This is a genomic window from Streptomyces sp. NPDC093544 (genome assembly GCF_040683495.1).
GTDB lineage: Bacteria > Actinomycetota > Actinomycetes > Streptomycetales > Streptomycetaceae > Streptomyces.
The window spans coordinates 170,203-191,862 of sequence record NZ_JBFBEA010000019.1; the positions used below are offsets into that span (position 1 = coordinate 170,203).

The following is a 21,660-nucleotide window of genomic DNA, read 5'->3' on the forward strand; positions in this document are numbered from 1 at the left end:
GGGGTGGTCCTGGTGGACTTGAAATCCGACACCTTCGACCGGCTCGACGTGCAGTTGCTGTCCGCCCTGGAGGTGGACGGCCGTGCTCCGTTCAGCCGGATCGCGACGGTGCTCGGCGTCTCCGACCAGACCGTCGCGCGGCGTTACCGCAAGCTGCGCGCCGAGGGCGGGCTCCGTGTCGTCGCCGTGCGCGATGCCGAACGGCTGGGCCAGGACCAGTGGATCCTGCGGCTGCGCTGCGCCCCCCACAACGCCGGGACCATCGCGGAAGCGCTCGCCAAGCGCCCCGACACCGCCTGGATCGGGCTCGCTTCGGGCGGCACCGAGGTGGTCTGCATCACGCGCCCGCGCCACCCCGGTGATCACGACGACCTTCTGCTCGGCAAGCTGCCGCGCACGCCGAGCATGCTGGAGATCCGCGCCCACCAGCTGCTGCACCGCTTCTACGGCGGACCGACGGGCTGGACAGCCAAGTTCGGGGCACTCACGGACGAACAGACCGCCGCGCTGCGGCCCGTGCCGCCTGCGTCCTCGGGGCCGGTCCGGATCGTCCCGGAGGACGAACCGCTGATCGCCGCCCTCGAACGCGACGGTCGCGCCACCTTCCCCGAACTCCAGAGGGCCACCGGCCTCTCTGAGTCCGCCGTCAAGCGCCGCCTCGCCGGACTGCTCGCCTCGGGCGCCGTGTACATCGACGTGGAGTACCACTCCGAGGTCCTCGGCTACCCGCTCGCGACCATCCTGTGGATCACCGCCGCCCCCGCAGCCCTGCACACCGTCGGGCAGGCCCTGGCCACTCACCCCGAGATCGCCTTCGCCTCGGCCACGGCGGGCTCCTCGAACATCGTCGTTACCGCCGTCGCCCGTGACACGGCCGATCTCTACGCCTACCTCAGCGGCAGACTCGGAGCCCTTGAAGGCGTCCGGCACGTCGAGACGACACCGTTCCTGCACCGGGTCAAACAGCTCACGTACACGCGGCCGCCCCGCTAGCCCTGTCCGGCGGGGCAGACCCTAACCCTGTCGCAACCGGTCCCCGCCCCCGAGAATCGCCGTCGCCAGTGCGTCCGCCGCGCCCTGTGCCGCCGTCCGCCGCCGCCCGTGCAGCAGGACGAAGTCGACCTCGCCCAGTTCCGGAAGCCCCGCCCGCTCCGGGACCCGGACAAGACCCGGCGGGATGAGCCCCCGTGAGTGGGCCATGACGCCCAGGCCCGCCCTGGCCGCCGCGATGAGTCCGTTGAGGCTGCCGCTCGTGCACGCGATGCGCCAGGACCGGCCCTGGCGTTCCAGGGCTTCCAGTGCCAGCGCCCGTGTGATGCCCGGCGGCGGGTAGACGATCAGCGGGACCGGGCGGTCTGGGTCCAGCCGGAGGCGCTCCGCGCCGATCCACACCAGGCGGTCGTGCCGGACAAGTTCACCGCGTGGGTCCTCGGGCCGCCGCTTCGCCAGCACCAGGTCGAGCTTGCCCGCCGCGAGCTGTTCGTGGAGCGTGCCGGACAGTTCGACGGTCAGCTCCAGGTCCACCTCGGGATGGTCGTACCTGAAGCCCTCCAGGATCTCCGTCAGCCGGGTGAGGACGAAGTCCTCGGAGGCGCCGAAGCGCAGCCGGCCGCGCAGCCGGGTCCCGGTGAAGAACGCCGTCGCCTGCTCCTGCACGTCCAGCAGCCGGCGGGCGAAACCGAGCATCGCCTCGCCGTCCTCCGTGAGCTCCACGGAGTGCGTGTCGCGCGTGAACAACTGCCGTCCGGTGGCGTCCTCCAGGCGGCGTACGTGCTGGCTGACCGTGGACTGGCGCAGCCCGAGACGCCGGGCGGCCTGGGTGAAGCTCAGCGTTTGCGCCACCGCGAGAAAGGTACGCAGCTGGGACGGGTCGTACATGGTCCAGACGTTATCGCGAAACGTGATGACAGTCAGAGCAGTATGAAGGATTCCCGATTGCGCCTCGGGAGAGGACGATGGAGAGGGCACGAGCCGACCTCAGACGATGACGTACTGAAACCCACACAGAACGAGCAGTGGAGAACCGTGAGACGCCTGAAGTGGCCGACTTGGATGCCGATCGACCCGTACATCCTGCTGTTGCTCGCAACAGTGGGCCTCGCCGCGCTGCTCCCGGCGCGGGGTACGGGCGCCGACGTCGCCTCGGGCGCTTCGACGGCCGCCATCGCCTTCCTCTTCTTCCTCTACGGAGCGCGCCTCTCCACCCGTGAGGCGATGGACGGACTGCGCCACTGGCGGCTGCACACCACCGTCCTCGTCTGCACCTTCGTGGCGTTCCCGCTGCTCGGCCTCGCCGCCCGCGGCCTCGTACCGGTGTTCCTGACCGACCCGTTGTACCAAGGCCTCCTCTTCCTCACGCTCGTCCCCTCCACCATCCAGTCGTCGATCGCCTTCACCTCGATGGCGCGCGGCAACGTGCCCGCCGCGATCTGCGCGGGCTCCTTCTCCTCGCTGGCCGGCATCGTCGTCACGCCGCTGCTCGCGGCGTCTCTGCTCGGCGGCAGCGGCGGCTTCTCCGCGGACGCGATCGTCGAGATCGTGTTCCAGCTGCTCGTGCCGTTCGTGGCCGGACAGGTGCTGCGGCGCTGGGTCGGCACCTTCATCGCGCGGCACAAGAAGTTCCTCGGATACATCGACCGCGGCTCGATCCTCCTCGTCGTCTACACGGCGTTCAGCGAGGGCATGGTGCACGGTATCTGGCACCAGGTCAGTGCCTTCCGGCTGGCCGGGCTGCTTGTGGTCGAGGCCGTGCTGCTGGCCGTGCTGCTCACGGTCACCTGGTACGGCGCGAAGGTGCTGGGCTTCAACCGGGAGGACCGGATCACCATCCAGTTCGCCGGGTCGAAGAAGTCCCTCGCCTCCGGACTCCCCATGGCCAGCGTGCTGTTCGGCGCGCACGCCTCGCTCGCCGTGCTGCCGCTGATGCTCTTCCACCAGATGCAGCTGATGGTGTGCGCGGTGATCGCCAAGCGGCGCTCCCGCGATCCCGAGGTGGTCAGGGAGCGGATCCCAGTCGCAGCGTCACGAATCGCGGCCGGTACAGCGACACGTTCCGGCTGAGGTTGGCCTGCGCCGAAGCGCCCGTCACATCCAGCCAGTTGACGTCGTAGCTGAGCACCAGTCGGTCGTCGTCACTCAACTCCGCGTGCACCTGCGGGTTGTACGCCGCCACCTCGCCCTGGGGGAGCTGCGGACTGAAGCTCCGGGTCGGCCCGTGCCAGGGGCCCGTCGGCGAGCACGCCCAGTAGGACGTGACCGTCGTCAGACCCGCGGCGCCCGCCGCCATCGTGAACAGCACGTACGTCCCGTCGTCGCGCACCACGCTGAACGCGCTGCCCACCCCCGTGCGCTGCCCGTCCCCGAGGACCGGCCGCGGAGTCGCCCGCACCGCCCAGCGCTCACCGTCCCAGTACTCCCAGGCCCCCGGCTCGGCGAGCCCGCCGCGCGGCACGCGCGCCACGTACGCCTGCGAGACGGGCCGGGAGGCGGCCTGTCCGTCGTCGCCGCCGAAGACGTACGTCCACTCGCCCGCGTCGACTGTCGTGGTGCCGAACAGCACCCTCCGGGAGGGATCCGCGACGGAACTCTGGTCCAGGATCGTCGTGATGCCTTCGAGCCGCAGGTCCGGCAAAGAGAGCGTGGCGACCTCGGTGGCCGTGGGCACGCCGTAGATCCACGGGGCCTGGCCCGCCGTACGGGTCCACAGCAGGACGCGCACCACCTGCTCGGCGGAGCCGGGGGAGCGCGGCTCGACGCGGGCCGCGACCGGCCAGCGCCACTGCTGCGGCGCCGGGTCGGGGAAGACGGGCGCGGGGAGCGTGGTCTCCAGGCGTCCGGACTCCGACATCACCACGGCCGAGTTGCGCACCAGCGGAGTCGACACGTCGCGCCAGGCGAAGGACTCGCCCACCGGGTTCGGCGGCGCGTACACCTGGCCGAGATAGGTGTCCGAGAACAGCCACAGCAGCCGCCCGTCCGGCAGCCGCACCGAATGGGTGCCGTCGCCGCCGGTCCAGTCGTCGACGCGCGAGGCGTCGTCCCCGTACCGGGCGAACTCGCCCGTGAGCTCCTCCTCGGCGGTCCAGGACGTGAGCGTACGAGCCGTGCACGCGTCGCCGCCCTCCCGGTCGTCGTCCGGGAGGGCGGTGAGCAGTACGGCTGCGCAGACCAGGGCCAGCAGGATGCCGAGCCCGGTCCCGTTCTGGCGTCGTGCTCGTGCGTCGTCCGACACGCACGGGACGTTATCGGCCGCCGCTCACATGGTCCATGGGGAGCCACAGCACGGTGTCCTGAGTCACAGGGAGGAAATTGTCCGTGCGCAGGTCGGTCAGCTCGTCCTCGCTCAACGCCCTTGCGTCGACCCGGACCTCGTCGATCGCGCCCGTGAAGTGCGCCCGGCCGTCCATCCGTTGGCCGACGTGCACCCCGAACGCCGAGTTCCGGCTGACCGATCCGGGGAGGTCGGCCGAGCTGGTCGCCGTACCGTCGATGAACAGCGTCAGTTGCCCTCCGCCGCGGCGCAGCGCCAGATGGTGCCACTTCCCGTCGTTGTACGCGCCCGCGGTGCGTACGGATGTCGTGGTCGGAGGCGCCGCGCCGTCCCGGGTGGTGATCAGCCCGGTGATCCGGTCGGACGCGGGCTCGCCGCGCAGCCACACCTGCGGCTGCGAGTTGCCGGACCCGCCCATCCACAGCAGCGGCTGTTCACCGGTGGTGGCCGTGTAGCGGAACCACAGGGAGGCGGTGAAGGCCTTTGTGCCGAGCGGGAGTTGTTCCCGGTACGGCAGTCGTACGGCGTCGTCGGCGCCGTCGAACTGGAGCGCGCCGCCGAGCACGCCCGGCGTCTCCTTGGTGCCGCCGAGGACCGCGGCGGGCTCGGCGCCCGGTGCCAGGTCGGCCGTCGTCGGGTCCGCGCCGCGGCTCGGCGTCAGCCAGTCCTCGGTGAACCGGGCGAAGCGGATCTCGTCGCGTGCGTCGACCGCGCCGCCCTCGTACAGCAGGCCCACGGTGGTGGAGCCGATCTCCACCATGTCCGAGTAGCCGGACCAGTCCTTGGTGACGACCGTGCCGCGATCCACGCTCTCCCAGGTGGCGCCGTCGTCGTACGAGGAGCGGATCATCATCGTCCTGCGGCGGTCCGGGTCGCCGGGGCAGGCGAGCAGCAGCCGGTTGCCGAGGCGCAGCAGGGAGCCCTGGACCTGGGGTGCGTAGAGATCCGGGATGTCCTTGAAGGGCGCCGCGAAGCTGCTGCCGCCGTCGCTGCTGACGGCCTGGGTGCGGTGCCCGAGGTCGGCGCCGTCCTGCTCGCGCCCGCTGACGAGGACGGACCCGTCCGCGCGCTCCGTGAGCGCGACCTCGGACGGCTTCTGGCGGAAGGTCCCGTCGTCGGCGATGGGCCACGAGTCCGTCGCGCCGATGGCCCAGTGGTCGCCGCCGTCGTCACTGGTGATCAGCGCGGCGTGGTTGGCGGTGGGCCGGTTTCCCTCCCACGACTCGGTGTTGACGCCGAGGACGAGGCGTCCCGCGTGCTCGCCGGCGGTCAGCTGGATGCCGTGCACGGGACCGGTGGCGTACCAGGAGTTCCAGTGGGCCGGGAGGAGCTCGTCGCTCAGGTCGCGCGGCTGCGACCAGGTGAGGCCGTCGTCGTCGCTGTGCTGCATGTGCGGGATGCGGTCGCAGGGGACCGCGCAGTTCGCGCTGTCGGTACGGCCCGTGTTGTAGGTCTCGGCCAGGAGGATGCGGCCGGTCTCGCGGTCCACGACGGGCGCCGGGTTGCCGTGGGTGTCGCCGTCGCCGTCGTTGACGACCTGAAGGGGGCCCCAGGTGCGTCCGTCGTCGGTGGACCGCTTGACCACGATGTCGATGTCGGCCGCGTCCCCGCAGTTGAGGACCCGGCCCTCGGCGAACGCCAGCAGCGTGCCCTTGGCCGTCCGTACGACGGCGGGGATGCGGAAGCAGGAATAGCCGGGATCCTGCGAGGCCTTGAAGAGCACCTGCTGCTCGAACTCACCTGCTGCCTTGGCCGGTTCGGCTCCGGCCGGGGCCGGCAGCGCGAGCAGTGAGGCGGTGGTGAGCACGGCGGTGACGGTCGATCTGAGACGAGCACGGAGACTCGACGGCATGGTGCGGCCCTGCCCTTTCTGCGTCTGGACATCTGGTGACGAGGTGTCAGGGCCGGGCTATCGCTGTGCCGGGGTTGCTCCGCGGTGCGGTCACGCAGCGTCCTCCCGAGGCGTTGGTTCGTTGGGAGTCCCAACGATATCCAGAGAATCGTTGGGATGTCCAATGATTATTGGATAGAATGGTTGTGTGTCTGCGTCTCTGTCCGCCATTCGTGCTCTCCCCAGCTGGCTCCTCGGCCGGGCCGCCGCCCACGGCCGCGCGCTCGTCGCCGAGGCCCTGGCCGCCGAGGGCATGAAAATCTGGCACCACGTGGCGCTCTCCGCGGTCTCGGACCTCGGCCCCGTCGCCCAGGCGGAGCTGGGGCGCGGTATCCGGCTCGACCCCAAGGACCTGGTCGGTGTCCTCAACGACCTTCAGTCCGCCGGTCTGGTCGTCCGGGAGGCGGACCCCACGGACCGCCGCAAGAACGCGGTGTCCATCACCGAGGAGGGGCGCCGTCTCCTGAAGCGCTGCGAGAAGTCTGCGCGCGAGGCGAACGACGAGCTCCTCGCCTCGCTCTCGTCGGCCGAACGGGAGCAGTTCATGGGCTTGTTGATCCGGATTTCCGGTACGGACGGCTGACCCGGGCTAACGTTCCGTCATGAACGCACCCGAACCCGAACCCCGGCTCGCCCTCGACCCCGCACACACCGCCCTCGTGCTCGTCGATCTGATGGACCGCATCGTCGGGCTGCCCCTGGCACCTCGCAAGGGGACCGAAGTGCTCGCGGTGGCCGAGGAGTTGGCGGCCGTGTTCCGCAGGGCGGGGGCGCTCGTCGTGCTCGTCCGGGTGGAGCGGCCCGGGATTCCCCGGCAGCCGCCCGGCAGTGAACTCGTCGCCGGGCTCGCGACGGAGGGCGACGTGGAGATCGTGAAGCGGACTATCGGCGCCTTCCAGGGCACCGGGCTCGACGAGCGGCTGCGCGAACGCGCCGTCACCACCCTGGTGTTCGGCGGCGTCGCCACCAACCTGGGCGTCGAGTCCACCGCCCGCGCGGCCGGCGACCTCGGCTACGACCTCGTCTTCGTCGAGGACGCCATGGCAGCCCTCACAGCACCCGAGCACGAGGCGGCGGTCGGCCTGAACTTCCCGCGGCTGGGCACGGTCGTGAGCTCTTCCGAGGTGCGCTTCACCGCTGTGTGACGACAGGACTCAGGGCTGAGGCGGGGCCTCTCCGGCGCAGGGGGCGCTCCCCGCCGGTCGAGACCCCGCCGCCGTGACGCGGGGGAGCGGGTCAGCCCTGGGCGGCCGCGGCCTGCAGGGCGATGCGGTGCTCGCCCGCGTACACGTTCATGGAGGCGCCACGCAGGAACCCGACCAGCGTCAGGCCCGTCTCCGCGGCCAGGTCGACCGCGAGGGACGACGGGGCCGAAACCGCCGCGAGCACCGGAATGCCCGCCATCACCGCCTTCTGCGCCAGCTCGAAGGAGGCCCGCCCCGAGACCAGCAGAACGGTCCGGGACAGCGGCAGCGTGCCGTTCTGCAGGGCGCGGCCGACCAGTTTGTCGACCGCGTTGTGCCGGCCCACGTCCTCCCGTACGTCGACGAGCTCGCCCTCCTCGGTGAAGAGCGCCGCCGCGTGCAGACCCCCGGTCCGGTCGAAGACCTGCTGCGCCGCCCGCAGCCGGTCGGGGAGGCGGGCGAGGAGCTCGGGCTCCAGCCGTACCGGGGGAGTGTCGTGGATCGTCCAGCGGGCCGTCGTACGGACCGCGTCCAGGCTCGCCTTCCCGCACAGACCACAGGAGGACGTCGTGTACACATTGCGTTCGAGCGTGATGTCGGGCATCACGAGACCCGGCGCCGTCCGCACGTCGACGATGTTGTACGTGTTGGAGCCGTCCACCGTGGCGCCCGCGCAGTACACGATGTTCTGCAGCTCGTCCGCCCGGCCCAGCACCCCCTCGCTGACGAGGAAGCCCGCCGCCAGCGCGAAGTCGTCACCCGGGGTGCGCATCGTGATGGCGAGGGGTTTGCCGTTGAGCCGGATCTCCAGGGGTTCCTCGGCGACGAGTGTGTCCGGGCGGGTGGAGACCACCCCGTCGCGGATACGGAGCACCTTGCGTCGTTCCGTGACTCGTCCCATGTTGATCAGCCCCGGTTCTGTACGTGCTGGTGGCCGAAGCGGCCCTTGCTGTGGAGGTTGCCGTGGGTGGTCGCAGGACGACCGTCGTACGGCGAGGTGACCTTCACCCCGCCATTGTCCTGCACTCGCGCGATCAGGGGGCGGCCCGCTCCACCCCCTCGTCCGCCGGCCGCCCGGTCCTGGCAGGCAGCCTTTCGATCCGGATCGCCGACGCCGTGAATTCCGCGGTTCCGGCGATGGGGCAGTTCGCTCCGGCCGTGAGCAGGCCGGTGTCCACCTCGTCGGGAACGTGCGTGGCCGCCATGAACGCGAGTCCGGGCCGCAGCTCGGTGTCGACCCATACCGGCGCCACCACCGAGCCCTGCCGTGAGGAGACCCGGACCTGCTCGCCCACGGCCACGCCGTAGCGTTCCGCGTCCTCCGGGCACAGCTCGATGGACTCGCTCCGGTTCCGCGGCGGCGTGGCACCGCCGCCGCGCGCGGTGGCGGTGAGACGACGACCCGTGGTGAGCCGGATGGGGTACCGCTCGTCCGTCAGGTCGACGGGCGGGTCGTGCCGGACGAGCGCGAAGGCCGCCCGGCGACCGCCGCCCACGCTCAGGTGCCCCGTCAGCAGCGACAGGTTGGCCAGCGCGCGTGCGTGCTCCGTGCCGTCGCCTTCGTGCTGCTCGGTGCTGCCGGGCGCCCGGTCCTGCCGGGCGTACGACTGCGCCAACTGCCGTACGGCGGAAGCCGGTACGCCCGTCACCTTCGCGGCCAGCGACGGTGTCCACGGTTCGACCAGCTGTCCGTACTCCTCGAAACCGCTCGTGGCGCGCTCGATGAAGTCGTGGTCGGCCAGCCCCGTCCGGATGATCTCGCGGCCGACCGCGTGGGCCAGCGCGATGTCGCTGCCGATGTCCAGGACCGGTGGACGGGTGGGCCTGGCGTGGAGCTGCGGGTCGGGTCTCCTCATGCCGCGGTCCGCAGCGCGAGCAGATCCGAGATGGCGTGGACGGTACGGAGTGTCGGCACCGGGACCTCGGTGATCTCCGCCAGCTCCACGACGGCCGCGAGCAGCACGTCGAGTTCGAGCGGTTTGCCGCGCTCCAGGTCCTGGAGCGTGGAGGTCCGGTGGTCGCCGACGCGCTCCGCGCCGGCCAGCCGCCGTTCGATGGAGATGCCCACCTTGCAGCCCAGGGCCTCCGCGACCCCGAGCGTCTCGGCCATCATGATCTCGATGACCTTGCGCGTACCGCCGTGCAGGCACATCTGCCGCATCGTCGCCCGGGACAGCGCGCTGATCGGGTTGAAGGAGATGTTGCCGAGCAGCTTGAGCCAGATGTCGTTGCGCAGGTCCTGCTCGACCGGGCACTTGAGCCCGCCCTCCTGCATGGCCTCGCTGAACGCCCGACAGCGCTCGGAGGTGGACCGGTCGGGCTCACCGATGGAGAACCGGGTGCCTTCGAGATGGCGTACAACTCCCGGCCCTTCCAGTTCGGTTGCGGCATACACAACGCATCCGATGGCCCGTTCGGGCGCGAGCACCGCACTGACCGCGCCGTCGGGGTCCACACTCTCGACACGGTGGCCGTCGTGCGGCCCGCCGTGCTGGTGGAAGTACCACCAGGGGATGCCGTTCTGGGCGGCTATCACCGCCGTGTTCTTGTGCAGCAGTGGCTCGATCAGCGGCCCGCACGCCGCGTACGAGTTGGCTTTGAGACCCAGGAAGACGTAGTCGACCGGACCGATGTCGGCCGGGTCGTCGGTGGCGTGGGCACGCGCGGTGAAGTCACCGCGGGGGCTGAGCACGCGGACTCCGTGCTGCCTCATGGCCGCGAGATGCGGTCCACGGGCGACGAGGTGCACATCGGCGCCTGCGCGGTGCAGCGCGGCGCCGACGTAGGCGCCGATCGCACCGGCGCCCAGAACTGCGACTTTCACTGTGTGGCGCTCCGTTCGGTCGAGGGTACCGAGGAACTGCCGAACTCTGTCGACGAAATATTGTCTACAGGATGGAATGATGGGCGGCAAGGGCTGGGACAGCACGTGGGGGCCCGACAACGCTGCCTTTGCACGGCTTTTGCGCGGCTCTTCCGCCGAGTTGGGCCGACCGTCGCGTGCGCCCGAGCCGATGGCGTGATCGCGTCGGCCTGAACCGTTCGTCGGGCCCCGGCCGCCGTTCGTCGCGTCAGGCTTACCGCTCATCGCATACGGTCGACGAGTTTCTGCCGCGCGGCTTCCCCAACGAGCAACCGCTTCCTATCGTTTCGGATCATGAGCCCCCCTGTCGCACCTCCAGGCTGGAGCCGCTGGCTCGTCCCGCCGGCGGCCCTGTCCGTCCACCTTTCCATCGGCCAGGCCTACGCCTGGAGCGTCTTCAAGCCGCCGCTCGAATCAGCGCTCGGCCTCAGCGGTACCCAGAGCGCGCTGCCCTTCCAGCTCGGCATCGTCATGCTCGGCCTGTCCGCCGCGTTCGGCGGCACGCTCGTGGAGCGCAACGGGCCGCGCTGGGCGATGACCGTCGCCCTCGTCTGCTTCTCCTCCGGCTTCCTGATCGCCGCGCTCGGCGCCGCCACCGAGCAGTACTGGCTGATCGTCTTCGGCTACGGATTCGTCGGCGGCATCGGCCTCGGCATCGGCTACATCTCGCCCGTCTCGACCCTGATCAAGTGGTTCCCGGACAGGCCGGGCATGGCCACCGGCATCGCGATCATGGGCTTCGGCGGCGGCGCGCTGATCGCCTCACCGTGGTCCGCGCAGATGCTGGAGTCCTTCGGCTCCGACTCCTCCGGGATCGCGCTCGCGTTCCTGGTGCACGGGCTGACGTACGCCGTCTTCATGTCGCTCGGCGTGCTGCTGGTCCGCGTACCGCGCAGCGAGAAGCCCGTCGCGGCCGGCCCGAGCTCGCTCGACGGAGTGCAGGTCTCCGCCCGGAACGCCGTACGCACCCCGCAGTTCTGGTGCCTGTGGGTGATCCTCTGCATGAACGTGACCGCGGGCATCGGCATCCTGGAGAAGGCCGCCCCGATGATCACGGACTTCTTCGCGGACACCTCCACACCGGTGTCGGTCTCGGCCGCCGCCGGATTCGTCGCGCTGCTCTCCGCGGCCAACATGGCGGGCCGTATCGGCTGGTCCTCGACCTGCGACCTGATCGGACGCAAGAACATCTACCGCGTCTATCTCGGCGTGGGCGCGCTGATGTACGGGACCATCGCCTGGTTGGGCGACTCGTCCAAGCCGCTCTTCATCCTCTGCGCGCTGGTGATCCTCTCCTTCTACGGCGGCGGCTTCGCGACCATCCCCGCCTATCTGAAGGACCTCTTCGGCACCTACCAGGTCGGCGCGATCCACGGCCGACTGCTCACCGCCTGGTCCACGGCGGGTGTGCTCGGCCCGCTGATCGTGAACTGGATCGCCGACCGGCAGGAGGAGGCGGGCAAGCACGGCTCAGCGCTCTACAGCCTGTCGTTCCTGATCATGATCGGCCTGCTCGCCGTCGGTTTCGTGGCCAACGAGCTCGTCCGACCCGTCCACGTCCGGCACCACATTCCCGCCCCCAGGGAGGCCTCCGATGTCCAGCAGCAGTCCGCCTGACACGTCCGGTGGCAGTCCGCCCGACCGGCGGGCGCTGATCGCCTTCGCCTGGCTCTGGGTGGGTGCGCCGCTCGGCTACGGGGTGTACGAACTCGTACAGAAGGCGACACAACTGTTCACGGGATGACTGTTCGGCCCTCCGAGGGGCTGACAGAAGCCGACAAGCCTGGCGCCCCAATCCTGTGGCATCACTTGCCGTCGTACCCATGGGTCACTGATCAGACTGGAGGATCCCGCTACCCAAGGCAACGAGGGGGACCCACCCATGAACGGCTCACGGATTGCCTCCGTCGGTCACTACCAGCCCGCCAAGGTACTCACCAATGAGGACCTGGCGGGCATGGTCGACACCAGCGACGAGTGGATCAGAAGCCGGGTGGGCATCCGCACACGGCACATCGCGGGGCCCGACGAGCCCGTCGACGAGCTGGCCGCGCACGCCGCCGCCAAGGCGCTCGCCGCTGCGGGCCTGACACCCGGCGACATCGACCTGGTCCTGGTCGCCACCTCCACGGCCGTCGACCGCTCGCCGAACATGGCCGCCCGGGTCGCCAACCGGCTCGGCATTCCCTCGCCGGCCGCGATGGACATCAACGTCGTCTGCGCGGGCTTCACTCACGCGCTGGCCACCGCGGACCACACCGTGCGTGCGGGCGCCGCGACCCGCGCCCTCGTCATCGGCGCCGACAAGATGTCCGCCGTGGCGGACTGGAGCGACCGTACGACCTGTGTGCTCGTCGGCGACGGGGCGGGGGCCGCCGTGGTCGAGGCGTCCGACGATCCGGGGATCGGCCCGGTGCTGTGGGGCTCGGTGCCGGAGATGGGCAACGCGGTGCGCATCGAGGGGACGCCCTCGCGCTTCGCACAGGAGGGGCAGAGCGTCTACCGCTGGGCGACGACCCAGCTCCCGGCCATCGCCCGCAAGGCCTGCGAACGCGCCGGGCTCTCCCCCGAGGACCTCGCCGGGCTCGTCCTGCACCAGGCGAACCTGCGCATCATCGAGCCCCTCGCCGAGAAGATCGGCGCGGTCAACGCCGTCGTCGCGCGTGATGTCGTCGAATCTGGGAACACGTCGGCGGCGAGTATTCCGCTCGCCTTCTCCAAGCTCGTGGAGCGCGGTGAACTCTCCAAGGGTGACCCCGTACTACTGTTCGGCTTCGGAGGGAACTTGTCATATGCCGGACAGGTCGTGCGTTGCCCGTGAACAGCCCGCTCATCATGGTGTGACGAGCCCAACTCCTGTGCCTGCTGGCCTTTGTGCGCCGTAGACTGTAGGCGAAAGACAATTCATAATTGCCTTTCGTAATGCAGCGACAACGCTGCCCAGGAGGGGACCGTGATGTTGTCGACAGGACTGCCGCAGGGAGCGGTGCCCAAGCTCGAACGGCCCGGCCCGTTGCGCGACCGCGTCTACGAGGCGCTGCTCGAACTCATCACCACCCGCGCCCTGGCACCGGGCCAGCACCTCGTCGAGAGTGAACTCGCCGGGCACCTCGGGGTGTCCCGGCAGCCCGTGCGCGAGGCCTTGCAGCGGCTCAGCACCGAGGGATGGGTCGATCTGCGGCCCGCCCAGGGTGCCTTCGTGCACGAGCCGACGGAGGAGGAGGCGGACCAGCTCCTGACGGTCCGTACGCTCCTGGAGGCCGAGGCCGCCCGGCTCGCCGCCGCCAACGCCGGTGCCGAGGCCATCGCCACCCTCGAAGAACTGTGCGCGGAGGGTGAGCGGGCGGTCGCCGCGGACGACGTGGACACCGCGGTCGCGACGAACGCCCGGCTCCACGCGAAGGTCATGGAACTCGCGGGCAACACCGTCCTCGCCGAGCTGGCCGCGCAGGTCGACCGGCGCGTCCGCTGGTACTACACACCGATCGCCCGGCAGCGCGGTCGTCAGTCCTGGATCGAGCACCGCGAGCTGATAGCGGCGATCGCGGACCGTGACGAGCAGCGCGCGACAGAGGTCATGCGCACGCACACGGAGCACACGCGGAAGATGTACCACGAGCGGGAGAAGTAGCCCGGTCGCGTCCCGTCCCGGCCCGGACACCCGAAGAAGCGGGTCACAGCCTCGGCTGTGGCCCGTCTTGCGTGCTCGCGGACGCTTCTTTGTCCTGTCAGTGGAGAAAGCTGGCAGCAATCTGTGCGCGACTTCTTCCCACCCCAGGCAGCCGCTGCTACGTTCCACTCGAAAGCAGGCCCGGCGAAGCGGCCGGAGCCGGTGGACGCAAGCCAATTGAGGCGGGGAGGGGCTCGTGAGACGTATGACGGCACGACCCGCCAACGCGCACCAGGCGCGGCTGCTGCGGCTGTTGCGTGACGGCGGCCCCAACTCCCGTGCCCAGCTGGGCGATCAGGTCGACCTCTCGCGGTCGAAGCTGGCCGTCGAGGTGGACCGGCTCCTGGAGACCGGGCTCGTGGTCGCCGACGGACTCGCCGCCTCCCGCGGTGGCCGTCGCTCCCACAACATCCGGCTCGCACCGGCGCTGCGATTCCTGGGCGTCGACATCGGCGCGACCTCGATCGACGTGGCCGTCACCAACGCCGAGCTGGAAGTGCTCGGACACATCAACCAGCCGATGGACGTACGCGAGGGCCCGGTCGCGGTCTTCGAACAAGTCCTCGCCATGGCGGCCAAGTTGAGGGCCTCGGGGCTGGCGGAAGGGTTCGACGGCGCCGGAATCGGCGTACCGGGACCCGTCCGGTTCCCCGAGGGCATCCCCGTCGCCCCGCCGATCATGCCCGGCTGGGACGGCTTCCCGGTCCGGGAGGCGCTCAGCCAGGATCTCGGCTGCCCGGTCATGGTCGACAACGACGTGAACCTGATGGCCATGGGGGAGCAGCACGCGGGCGTCGCACGCTCCGTGGGCGACTTCCTCTGCGTCAAGATCGGTACCGGTATCGGCTGCGGCATCGTCGTCGGCGGCGAGGTCTACCGCGGTACGACAGGAAGCGCGGGCGACATCGGACACATCCAGGCCGTACCCGACGGCCGCCCGTGCGCCTGCGGCAACCGGGGCTGCCTGGAAGCCCACTTCAGCGGCGCGGCGCTCGCCCGCGATGCCACGGACGCCGCCCAGCAGGGGCTTTCGACGGATCTCGCGACCCGTCTTGAGACGAACGGCAGCCTGAGCGCGGTCGATGTCGCCGCCGCGGCCGCCGCGGGTGACGCCACCGCGCTCGACCTGATCCGCGAGGGCGGCAACCGTACGGGTCAGGTCATCGCCGGCCTTGTCAGCTTCTTCAATCCGGGCCTGGTGGTGATCGGCGGTGGGGTGACGGGTCTCGGCCACACCCTGCTCGCCGCGATCCGTACCCAGGTCTACCGCCAGTCGCTGCCCCTGGCGACCGGCAACCTCCCCATCGTGCTGGGCGAGTTGGGCCCGACCGCCGGAGTCATCGGCGGGGCCCGGCTCATCAGCGACCACCTGTTCTCACCCGCGTAACGCACGTCCGTCGAACGGACCACCAGCACAGCGCACCACCAGCACAGCGCCCTGCTGTGCCCTGCCCTGCCCGAAAACACGCCTGCTCCGCACGCGCACCGCCCTGAAACCGGCCCGCACGCCTGCCAAAGGGAACAGTCATGGCATCAGAACCACCGCTGCTCACCATGTCCGGCATCACCAAGTCGTTCCCCGGAGTCCGGGCCCTCGACGGCGTCGACCTCGACGTCCAGGCCGGCGAGGTGCACTGTCTGCTCGGCCAGAACGGCGCCGGAAAGTCCACGCTGATCAAGGTCCTGGCGGGCGCCCACCAGCCCGACGACGGCACCATCAGCTGGCGCGGCGACCATGTCACCCTCCGGTCGCCGATCGCCGCCATGCGCCTCGGCATCGCCACCATCTACCAGGAACTCGACCTGGTGGAGGGCCTGTCGGTCGCCGAGAACGTGCACCTCGGGCATGAACCCACGGCCGCCGGATTCGTCGTACGAGGAAAAGTGGCGAAGGAGTCGACCGCCGCTCTCCTCAAGCGACTTGGGCACTCCGAGATCGATCCCGCCCGGCTCGTCGGCGAACTGTCGGCCGCCCAGCAGCAGATCGTGTCCATGGCGCGGGCGCTCTCCCACGACGTACGGCTCATCGTCATGGACGAGCCGTCCGCGGCCCTCGACCCCGACGAGGTCGACAACCTCTTCCGCATCGTCGGAGACCTCACCGCCGACGGCGTCGCCGTCGTCTACATCTCGCACCGCCTTGAGGAGATCCGCCGCATCGGCGACCGTGTGACCGTACTGAAGGACGGCCGCGCGGTGGCGGGCGGGCTGCCCGCGAAGTCCACGCCGACGCGCGAGGTCGTGGCGCTGATGACGGGCCGCAATGTCGAGTACGTCTTCCCGGACCGGCCCGTGACACGGCCCCCCGGCGAACCGGTTCTCCAGGTCCAAGGCCTGGCCCGTGCGGGGGAGTTCGAATCCCTCGACCTCGATCTGCGACCCGGCGAGATCGTCGGACTGGCCGGGCTCGTGGGCTCCGGGCGCTCCGAGATCCTGGAGACGATCTACGGAGCGCGCAAGGCGACGCAAGGTCAAGTCCTCGTCGATGGACGTCCGTTGCGACCCGGCAGCGTGCGCGCCGCCGTACGCGCCGGGCTCGGACTCGCGCCCGAGGAGCGCAAGGCGCAGGCCCTGCTGATGCTGGAGTCCGTCACACGCAATGTGTCGGTGTCGTCCATGTCCCGCTTCTCGCGCGGGGGTTGGATCGACCGGGGCGCCGAGCGCGGCGCGGCGCGGGCGGCGACCCGTGAGCTGTCGCTGCGCCCGGACAACCCGTCCGTGCCGATCCGTACGCTGTCCGGCGGCAACCAGCAGAAGGCCGTCCTCGCACGCTGGCTGCTGCGCGGCTGCCGCGTCCTGCTGCTCGACGAGCCGACCCGAGGTGTCGACGTCGGTGCCCGCGCCGAGCTCTACGCCGTCATTCGGCGACTGGCCGACGAGGGGCTCGCCGTCCTGCTGGTCTCCAGTGAAGTGCCCGAAGTGCTCGGCCTCGCCGACCGGGTGCTCGTCCTGCGCGAGGGGCGGGTCGTCCACACGGCCCCCGCCCGCGAGCTCGACGAACACCGCGTCCTTGACCTCGTCATGGAAGGAACGTCAACGTCATGACGCAGCCAGCGTCACCTCCCAGGCCCGGTGACACCCGCAAGGTCTCGCCGGTGGACCGGACAAGCCCATGGCGGACGGTCGCGGCCCGAGCCGACGTCCGTACGCTCTCCCTCCTCGGGGTGCTTGCCGCCCTGATCCTCATCGGCGGCATCACCAAACCCGACGAGTTCCTCGACACCCGCAACCTCCAACTCGTCCTCACCCAGGCCTCGGTGATCGGCGTCGTCACCGTCGGCATGACCTTCGTCATCACCTCCGGCGGCATCGACCTGTCGGTCGGCGCGATCGTCGCCCTCTCCTCGGTGTGGGCGACAACGGTCGCCACCCAGGACTTCGGCTTCGCGGGCGTCCTCTTCACGGCCGTGCTCGTCGGCGTCGGCTGCGGTCTGGTCAACGGACTTCTCATCGCGTACGGCGCGATGGTCCCGTTCATCGCGACGCTGGCCATGCTCGCCTCGGCCCGCGGACTGGCACTCCAGATCACCGACGGAAAAACCCAGATCGTCAGCATCGACGGCATATTGAAGCTCGGCGAGCGCGACTCGTACGTGCTCGGCGTACCGCCGCTCGTCATGGTCTTCGCCGTCGTCACGATCATCGGCTGGCTGCTGCTCAACCGCACCACCTTCGGCCGCCGCACGGTCGCGGTCGGCGGCAACGCGGAGGCGGCGCGGCTCGCCGGCATCGACGTACGACGGCAGCGGCTGTACCTGTATCTGCTCTCCGGACTGTGCTGCGGCATCGCCGCGTTCCTGCTGATCATCCTGTCCGGATCGGGCCAGAACACCAACGGAAACCTCTACGAACTCGACGCCATCGCGGCCGCGATCATCGGCGGCACCCTGCTCAGCGGGGGCCGCGGCACCATCGTCGGCTCGGTGCTCGGCGTCCTGATCTTCACCACGATCACCAACATCTTCGCGCTCAACAACCTGCAGAGCGACGTCCAGCAGATCGCCAAGGGCGCGATCATCGTGGCCGCCGTGCTCGTCCAGCGCCGTACCGCAAGCACGACTTGAGGGAAGGGTCCACCGCCATGCCAGAGCTCACGAGCCGCAGGGGACTGCTCTTCGGGACCGCCGCCGTCGGGGCCGGCGTCCTGCTCGCCGGCTGTACCAGCAACGAATCCGACGACGACACCGCGGCGAACGACCAGCCGGCCGCCTCCGACACACCAGGCAAGGAAGTAACGATCGGTTTCGCCGGGCCACAGGCCGACCACGGCTGGCTCAACGCGATCAACGACAACGCCAAGAACCGCGCCGGGAAGTACTCGGACGTGACGCTGGAGATCACCGAGGGCTCCAACGACACGGCGGCCCAGATCGGCCAGATCGAGACCCTGATCAACAAGAAGGTCGACGTCCTGGTCATACTGCCTGCCGACGGCAAGGCGCTCACCCAGGTGGGCCTCAAGGCCATGCGCGCGGGGATCCCGGTCGTCAACCTCGACCGGATCTTCAACTCCCCTCAGGCGTACCGCTGTTGGATAGGTGGTGACAACTACGGCATGGGCCTCAACGCCGGCAACTACATCGGCGAGAAACTCAAGGACAAGCAGGGTGCCAAGGTCATCGAGCTCGCCGGGCTCGACAACCTGGAGCTGACCCAGCAGCGCACCCAGGGCTTCGACGCGGCCCTGAAGAACTACCCGAACATCAAGAAGGTCGCCCGGCAGGCCGCCGAGTTCACCGTCGAGTCGGGACAGGCGAAGATGTCCCAACTCCTACAGGCCCAGTCGGACTTCGACGCGCTGTGGAACCACGACGACGATCAGGGAGTCGGCGCCCTGCGCGCCATCGAGCAGGCGGGCCGGGACGACTTCCTGATGGTCGGCGGCGCGGGCGCGCTCTCCGCCATGCAGGCCATCGAGGCGGACGACGGCGTCCTCAAGGCCACCGTCCTCTACCCGCCGACCATGGCCGCCTCCGCCATCGACCTCGCCCGCGCGCTCGGCCAGAGCAAGGGCATCGGCGGCCTCTCCGAGTTCGAGATCCCGGCCTCACTGACGCTCTACTCGGCCGTCGTCGACAAGGAGAACGTCGCTCAGTACATGTCCACCGGCTTCAAGTGAGGCGGCCGGCTCCAGGGGCCCGGCCCATGGAGCAGGATTCCGGGGCCTGGCGCTCGGATCAGGCCTCCGGGGCCTGGTCCAGAGTTCAGGCTTCCGGGGTCCGGCCCAGAGTTCAGGCTTCCGGGGTCCGGCCCAGGGATCAGGCTCCCACCCCCCACCGCGTCACGACCACGAGGAGGACATCCGCATGGGACAGCCGCACCAGGGCGACGAGGTCGAGGCAGCCGCCGGGGCGCCGGCGGAGGCCGAAGCTGCGAAGCCGCCATTGGGCGTGGGCATGATCGGTTACGCCTTCATGGGCGCCGCTCACTCGCAGGGCTGGCGCACCGTGGGCCACGTCTTCGACCTGCCGCGCCGACCGATCCTCGCCGCCGTCTGCGGCCGGGACGGCGAAGCCGTGCGGGCCATGGCGGACCGGCAGGGCTGGGCGGCGGCCGAGACCGACTGGCGTGCCCTGATCGCCCGGGACGACGTCGACCTCGTCGACATCTGCAGCCCCGGCGACACCCACGCCGAGATCGCCATCGCCGCCCTGGAGGCCGGCAAGCACGTGCTGTGCGAGAAGCCCCTCGCGAACACGGTCGCCGAGGCCGAGGCGATGGTGGAGGCCGCCGAAGCGGCCGAACAGCGCGGTCAGTTGGCCATGGTCGGCTTCAACTACCGCCGGGTGCCCGCGACGTCGCTGGCGCGCTCGATGGTCGCCGAGGGGCGGCTGGGCGCTTTGCGGCACGTGCGGGTGACGTACCTTCAGGATTGGCTGGTGGACCCGGAGTTCCCGCTCACCTGGCGGCTGCGCAAGGAGGTCGCGGGCTCGGGCGCGCTCGGGGATCTGGGGGCGCACATCATCGACCTCGCGCAGTATCTGGCGGGGCAGCCGGTCGTCGGGGTCTCCGCGCTCACCGAGACGTTCGTACGGGAGCGGCCGCTGCCCGACGGGACGACGAGCGGCTTGTCAGCGGCATCGGAAACCGATGGTGGCGTCGGAACGGTCACCGTCGACGACGCCGCCCTCTTCACAGGCCGCTTCGCCTCCGGCGCCCTCGCCTCCTTCGAGGCCACCCGGTTCGCGACCGGCCGCAAGAACGCGCTGCACATCGAACTCAACGGCGAGCGCGGCTCGTTGGCCTTCGATTTGGAACGCCTCAACGAACTCTCCTACTACGACCACACCGAACCCGGCGCGCACGCGGGCTTCCGCCGCATCTTGGTCACCGAGCCCGATCACCCCTACCTGGACGCCTGGTGGCCGCCGGGCCACGGCCTCGGCTACGAGCACACCTTCGTGCATCAGGCCCGCGACCTGGTGCAGGCCATCGCGGCCGGCCGGCGCCCCGTGCCGTCCTTCGCCGACGGGCTGCAGGTGCAGCGCGTGCTGGCGGCGGTGGAGGAGAGCGCCGAGAAGAACTCCGTCTACACACCCGTAGCGGTCCATACGCCCATTGCGGTCCATACGCCCGTAGCGGTTCGAGGAGGCCTTTAACCATGCCGCGTACCTTCACACTCTTCACCGGCCAGTGGGCCGACCTGCCTCTCGAAGAAGTCTGTCGTCTCGCCCGAGACTTCGGCTACGACGGACTTGAACTCGCCTGCTGGGGCGACCACTTCGAGGTCGACAAGGCGCTCGCGGACCCGTCCTACATAGAGTCCCGGCACGCGCTGCTCGACAAGTACGGCCTCAAGTGCTGGGCGATCTCCAACCACCTGGTCGGCCAGGCCGTCTGCGACGCCATCATCGACGAACGCCACAAGGGCATCCTGCCCGCCCGTATCTGGGGGGACGGCGACGGTGAAGGCGTACGGCAGCGGGCCGCCGCCGAGATCGCCGACACCGCACGCGCGGCGGCCGCCTTCGGCGTCGACACCGTCATCGGCTTCACCGGCTCCGCCATCTGGCACCTGGTCGCGATGTTCCCGCCCGCGCCCGAGTCGATGATCGAGCGCGGATACGAGGACTTCGCCGAACGCTGGAACCCGATCCTGGACGTCTTCGACGCGCAGGGCGTGCGGTTCGCGCACGAGGTCCACCCGAGCGAGATCGCGTACGACTACTGGACAACTCACAAGGCACTGGAGGCGGTTGGCCACCGTCCGGCCTTCGGCCTCAACTTCGACCCGTCGCACTTCGTGTGGCAGGACCTCGACCCGGTCGGCTTCCTCTACGACTTCCGCGACCGGATCTACCACGTCGACTGCAAGGAGGCCCGCAAGCGGCTCGACGGCCGCAACGGCCGCCTCGGCTCCCACCTGCCCTGGGGCGACCCGCGTCGCGGCTGGGACTTCGTCTCGGCCGGCCACGGCGACGTCCCCTGGGAGGACGTGTTCCGCATGCTGCGCTCCATCGACTACACGGGCCCCATCTCCGTGGAGTGGGAGGACGCCGGGATGGACCGGCTCCAGGGCGCACCGGAGGCCCTGACCCGCCTCAAGACGTACGACTTCGACCCGCCGTCGGCTTCGTTCGACGCGGCGTTCGGCGGCAACGACTAGGCCGCACAACGCAGTTCGCCTTGGGGGGTACTCCTTACTTCCCGGGGTTCACATCGCGCAGTTCCTCTCGCGCGGTTCACATCGCACATCTCACAAGGTTCCGGGGTGACGGCGCACCCCGGCGTACCGCCGCACCGCGGCACCCGCCCGTACGACCAGCCCCTTCATGGAGGCAT

19 protein-coding genes and 1 pseudogene are annotated in these 21,660 nt (G+C 70.1%); 14 read left to right on the forward strand and 6 right to left on the reverse strand.

From position 1 onward, the window contains the following. Positions 1 to 12: 12 nt before the first annotated feature. Complete coding sequence (locus AB0N66_RS28135) at positions 13 to 993, forward strand: AsnC family transcriptional regulator (protein WP_365440122.1); 981 nt, start codon at positions 13 to 15, stop codon at positions 991 to 993. A 21-nt stretch (positions 994 to 1,014) separates the two neighbouring features. On the opposite strand, the gene AB0N66_RS28140 is transcribed toward AB0N66_RS28135, so the two are convergent. Beyond that, on the reverse strand, positions 1,015 to 1,878 hold the full coding sequence (locus AB0N66_RS28140; RefSeq protein WP_365440124.1) for a LysR substrate-binding domain-containing protein: 864 nt from the start codon (positions 1,876 to 1,878) through the stop codon (positions 1,015 to 1,017). A gap of 147 nt (positions 1,879 to 2,025) precedes the next feature. Here AB0N66_RS28140 and AB0N66_RS28145 point away from each other — a divergent pair, with 147 nt between their 5' ends. Beyond that, positions 2,026 to 3,060: a bile acid:sodium symporter family protein gene (locus AB0N66_RS28145; RefSeq protein WP_365440126.1), complete on the forward strand. Its 1,035-nt coding sequence runs from the start codon at positions 2,026 to 2,028 to the stop codon at positions 3,058 to 3,060. Here AB0N66_RS28145 and AB0N66_RS28150 read toward each other — a convergent pair. Together AB0N66_RS28150 and AB0N66_RS28155 are read right to left on the reverse strand one after the other, a co-directional pair. Next, positions 2,996 to 4,231, reverse strand: a complete 1,236-nt coding sequence (locus AB0N66_RS28150; protein WP_365440128.1) for a DUF4185 domain-containing protein — start codon at positions 4,229 to 4,231, stop codon at positions 2,996 to 2,998. The two genes, AB0N66_RS28145 and AB0N66_RS28150, sit on opposite strands and share 65 nt — an antisense overlap. Before the next feature lie 10 nt (positions 4,232 to 4,241). Next, positions 4,242 to 6,122: a sialidase family protein gene (locus AB0N66_RS28155; RefSeq protein ID WP_365440130.1), complete on the reverse strand. Its 1,881-nt coding sequence runs from the start codon at positions 6,120 to 6,122 to the stop codon at positions 4,242 to 4,244. A 187-nt stretch (positions 6,123 to 6,309) separates the two neighbouring features. Between AB0N66_RS28155 and AB0N66_RS28160 the strand changes: the two genes are divergently transcribed. Both AB0N66_RS28160 and AB0N66_RS28165 read left to right on the forward strand, forming a co-directional pair. Then, positions 6,310 to 6,744 carry a MarR family transcriptional regulator gene (locus tag AB0N66_RS28160; protein ID WP_365440132.1) on the forward strand — a complete coding sequence of 145 codons (435 nt, stop codon included), beginning with the start codon at positions 6,310 to 6,312 and terminating at the stop codon, positions 6,742 to 6,744. Between the two features lie 19 nt (positions 6,745 to 6,763). Continuing rightward, positions 6,764 to 7,306: an isochorismatase family protein gene (locus AB0N66_RS28165; protein ID WP_365440134.1), complete on the forward strand. Its 543-nt coding sequence runs from the start codon at positions 6,764 to 6,766 to the stop codon at positions 7,304 to 7,306. Positions 7,307 to 7,397: 91 nt separating this feature from the next. Here AB0N66_RS28165 and fdhD read toward each other — a convergent pair whose 3' ends face one another. The 3 genes and pseudogenes from fdhD to AB0N66_RS28180 form a co-directional block, all read right to left on the reverse strand. After that, complete coding sequence (gene fdhD, locus AB0N66_RS28170; protein WP_365440136.1) at positions 7,398 to 8,246, reverse strand: formate dehydrogenase accessory sulfurtransferase FdhD; 849 nt, start codon at positions 8,244 to 8,246, stop codon at positions 7,398 to 7,400. Between the two features lie 133 nt (positions 8,247 to 8,379). Then, positions 8,380 to 9,150 (reverse strand): annotated as a pseudogene (locus AB0N66_RS28175) (molybdopterin dinucleotide binding domain-containing protein); the annotation flags it as partial. A 47-nt stretch (positions 9,151 to 9,197) separates the two neighbouring features. Beyond that, positions 9,198 to 10,169: a 2-dehydropantoate 2-reductase gene (locus AB0N66_RS28180; RefSeq protein ID WP_365440138.1), complete on the reverse strand. Its 972-nt coding sequence runs from the start codon at positions 10,167 to 10,169 to the stop codon at positions 9,198 to 9,200. A 333-nt stretch (positions 10,170 to 10,502) separates the two neighbouring features. On the opposite strand from AB0N66_RS28180, the gene AB0N66_RS28185 reads away from it, so the two are divergent. From AB0N66_RS28185 to AB0N66_RS28230, 10 genes are all read left to right on the forward strand, one after another. Next, complete coding sequence (locus AB0N66_RS28185) at positions 10,503 to 11,825, forward strand: OFA family MFS transporter (protein WP_365440140.1); 1,323 nt, start codon at positions 10,503 to 10,505, stop codon at positions 11,823 to 11,825. After that, positions 11,803 to 11,952, forward strand: a complete 150-nt coding sequence (locus tag AB0N66_RS28190) for a hypothetical protein (protein ID WP_365440142.1) — start codon at positions 11,803 to 11,805, stop codon at positions 11,950 to 11,952. Before AB0N66_RS28185 ends, AB0N66_RS28190 begins: the two co-directional genes overlap by 23 nt. 138 nt (positions 11,953 to 12,090) lie before the next feature. Next, positions 12,091 to 13,029 (forward strand): beta-ketoacyl-ACP synthase III, encoded by a 939-nt coding sequence (locus tag AB0N66_RS28195; protein ID WP_365440144.1) that lies wholly within the window; start codon positions 12,091 to 12,093, stop codon positions 13,027 to 13,029. Between the two features lie 135 nt (positions 13,030 to 13,164). Then, entirely contained in the window at positions 13,165 to 13,839 is a 675-nt protein-coding gene (locus AB0N66_RS28200; protein WP_365440197.1) for a GntR family transcriptional regulator, read from the forward strand. 244 nt (positions 13,840 to 14,083) lie between these two features. Beyond that, the gene (locus AB0N66_RS28205) at positions 14,084 to 15,265 is read left to right on the forward strand and encodes an ROK family transcriptional regulator (protein ID WP_365440199.1); all 1,182 of its coding nucleotides are present in this window, start codon (positions 14,084 to 14,086) and stop codon (positions 15,263 to 15,265) included. A 140-nt stretch (positions 15,266 to 15,405) separates the two neighbouring features. Continuing rightward, positions 15,406 to 16,923 carry a sugar ABC transporter ATP-binding protein gene (locus AB0N66_RS28210; RefSeq protein ID WP_365440146.1) on the forward strand — a complete coding sequence of 506 codons (1,518 nt, stop codon included), beginning with the start codon at positions 15,406 to 15,408 and terminating at the stop codon, positions 16,921 to 16,923. Beyond that, positions 16,920 to 17,942, forward strand: a complete 1,023-nt coding sequence (locus AB0N66_RS28215) for an ABC transporter permease (protein WP_365440148.1) — start codon at positions 16,920 to 16,922, stop codon at positions 17,940 to 17,942. The genes AB0N66_RS28210 and AB0N66_RS28215 overlap by 4 nt, the downstream gene beginning before the upstream one ends. A gap of 17 nt (positions 17,943 to 17,959) precedes the next feature. Beyond that, positions 17,960 to 18,997: a substrate-binding domain-containing protein gene (locus AB0N66_RS28220; protein ID WP_365440149.1), complete on the forward strand. Its 1,038-nt coding sequence runs from the start codon at positions 17,960 to 17,962 to the stop codon at positions 18,995 to 18,997. Positions 18,998 to 19,184: 187 nt separating this feature from the next. Beyond that, positions 19,185 to 20,477 carry a Gfo/Idh/MocA family oxidoreductase gene (locus AB0N66_RS28225; RefSeq protein WP_365440151.1) on the forward strand — a complete coding sequence of 431 codons (1,293 nt, stop codon included), beginning with the start codon at positions 19,185 to 19,187 and terminating at the stop codon, positions 20,475 to 20,477. Between the two features lie 2 nt (positions 20,478 to 20,479). Beyond that, positions 20,480 to 21,484 carry a sugar phosphate isomerase/epimerase family protein gene (locus tag AB0N66_RS28230; protein ID WP_365440153.1) on the forward strand — a complete coding sequence of 335 codons (1,005 nt, stop codon included), beginning with the start codon at positions 20,480 to 20,482 and terminating at the stop codon, positions 21,482 to 21,484. Positions 21,485 to 21,660 lie beyond the last annotated feature (176 nt).

What these genes read in the sequence shown, in the direction of transcription:
- AB0N66_RS28140 (WP_365440124.1), bottom strand. Translation starts at nt 1,878, where the DNA reads ATGTACGACCCGTCCCAGCTGCGTACCTTTCTCGCGGTGGCGCAAACG.
- AB0N66_RS28155 (WP_365440130.1), bottom strand. Translation starts at nt 6,122, where the DNA reads ATGCCGTCGAGTCTCCGTGCTCGTCTCAGATCGACCGTCACCGCCGTG.
- AB0N66_RS28165 (WP_365440134.1), top strand. Translation starts at nt 6,764, where the DNA reads ATGAACGCACCCGAACCCGAACCCCGGCTCGCCCTCGACCCCGCACAC.
- fdhD (WP_365440136.1), bottom strand. Translation starts at nt 8,246, where the DNA reads ATGGGACGAGTCACGGAACGACGCAAGGTGCTCCGTATCCGCGACGGG.
- AB0N66_RS28185 (WP_365440140.1), top strand. Translation starts at nt 10,503, where the DNA reads ATGAGCCCCCCTGTCGCACCTCCAGGCTGGAGCCGCTGGCTCGTCCCG.
- AB0N66_RS28190 (WP_365440142.1), top strand. Translation starts at nt 11,803, where the DNA reads ATGTCCAGCAGCAGTCCGCCTGACACGTCCGGTGGCAGTCCGCCCGAC.
- AB0N66_RS28195 (WP_365440144.1), top strand. Translation starts at nt 12,091, where the DNA reads ATGAACGGCTCACGGATTGCCTCCGTCGGTCACTACCAGCCCGCCAAG.
- AB0N66_RS28200 (WP_365440197.1), top strand. Translation starts at nt 13,165, where the DNA reads ATGTTGTCGACAGGACTGCCGCAGGGAGCGGTGCCCAAGCTCGAACGG.
- AB0N66_RS28205 (WP_365440199.1), top strand. Translation starts at nt 14,084, where the DNA reads ATGACGGCACGACCCGCCAACGCGCACCAGGCGCGGCTGCTGCGGCTG.
- AB0N66_RS28210 (WP_365440146.1), top strand. Translation starts at nt 15,406, where the DNA reads ATGGCATCAGAACCACCGCTGCTCACCATGTCCGGCATCACCAAGTCG.
- AB0N66_RS28215 (WP_365440148.1), top strand. Translation starts at nt 16,920, where the DNA reads ATGACGCAGCCAGCGTCACCTCCCAGGCCCGGTGACACCCGCAAGGTC.
- AB0N66_RS28220 (WP_365440149.1), top strand. Translation starts at nt 17,960, where the DNA reads ATGCCAGAGCTCACGAGCCGCAGGGGACTGCTCTTCGGGACCGCCGCC.
- AB0N66_RS28225 (WP_365440151.1), top strand. Translation starts at nt 19,185, where the DNA reads ATGGGACAGCCGCACCAGGGCGACGAGGTCGAGGCAGCCGCCGGGGCG.
- AB0N66_RS28230 (WP_365440153.1), top strand. Translation starts at nt 20,480, where the DNA reads ATGCCGCGTACCTTCACACTCTTCACCGGCCAGTGGGCCGACCTGCCT.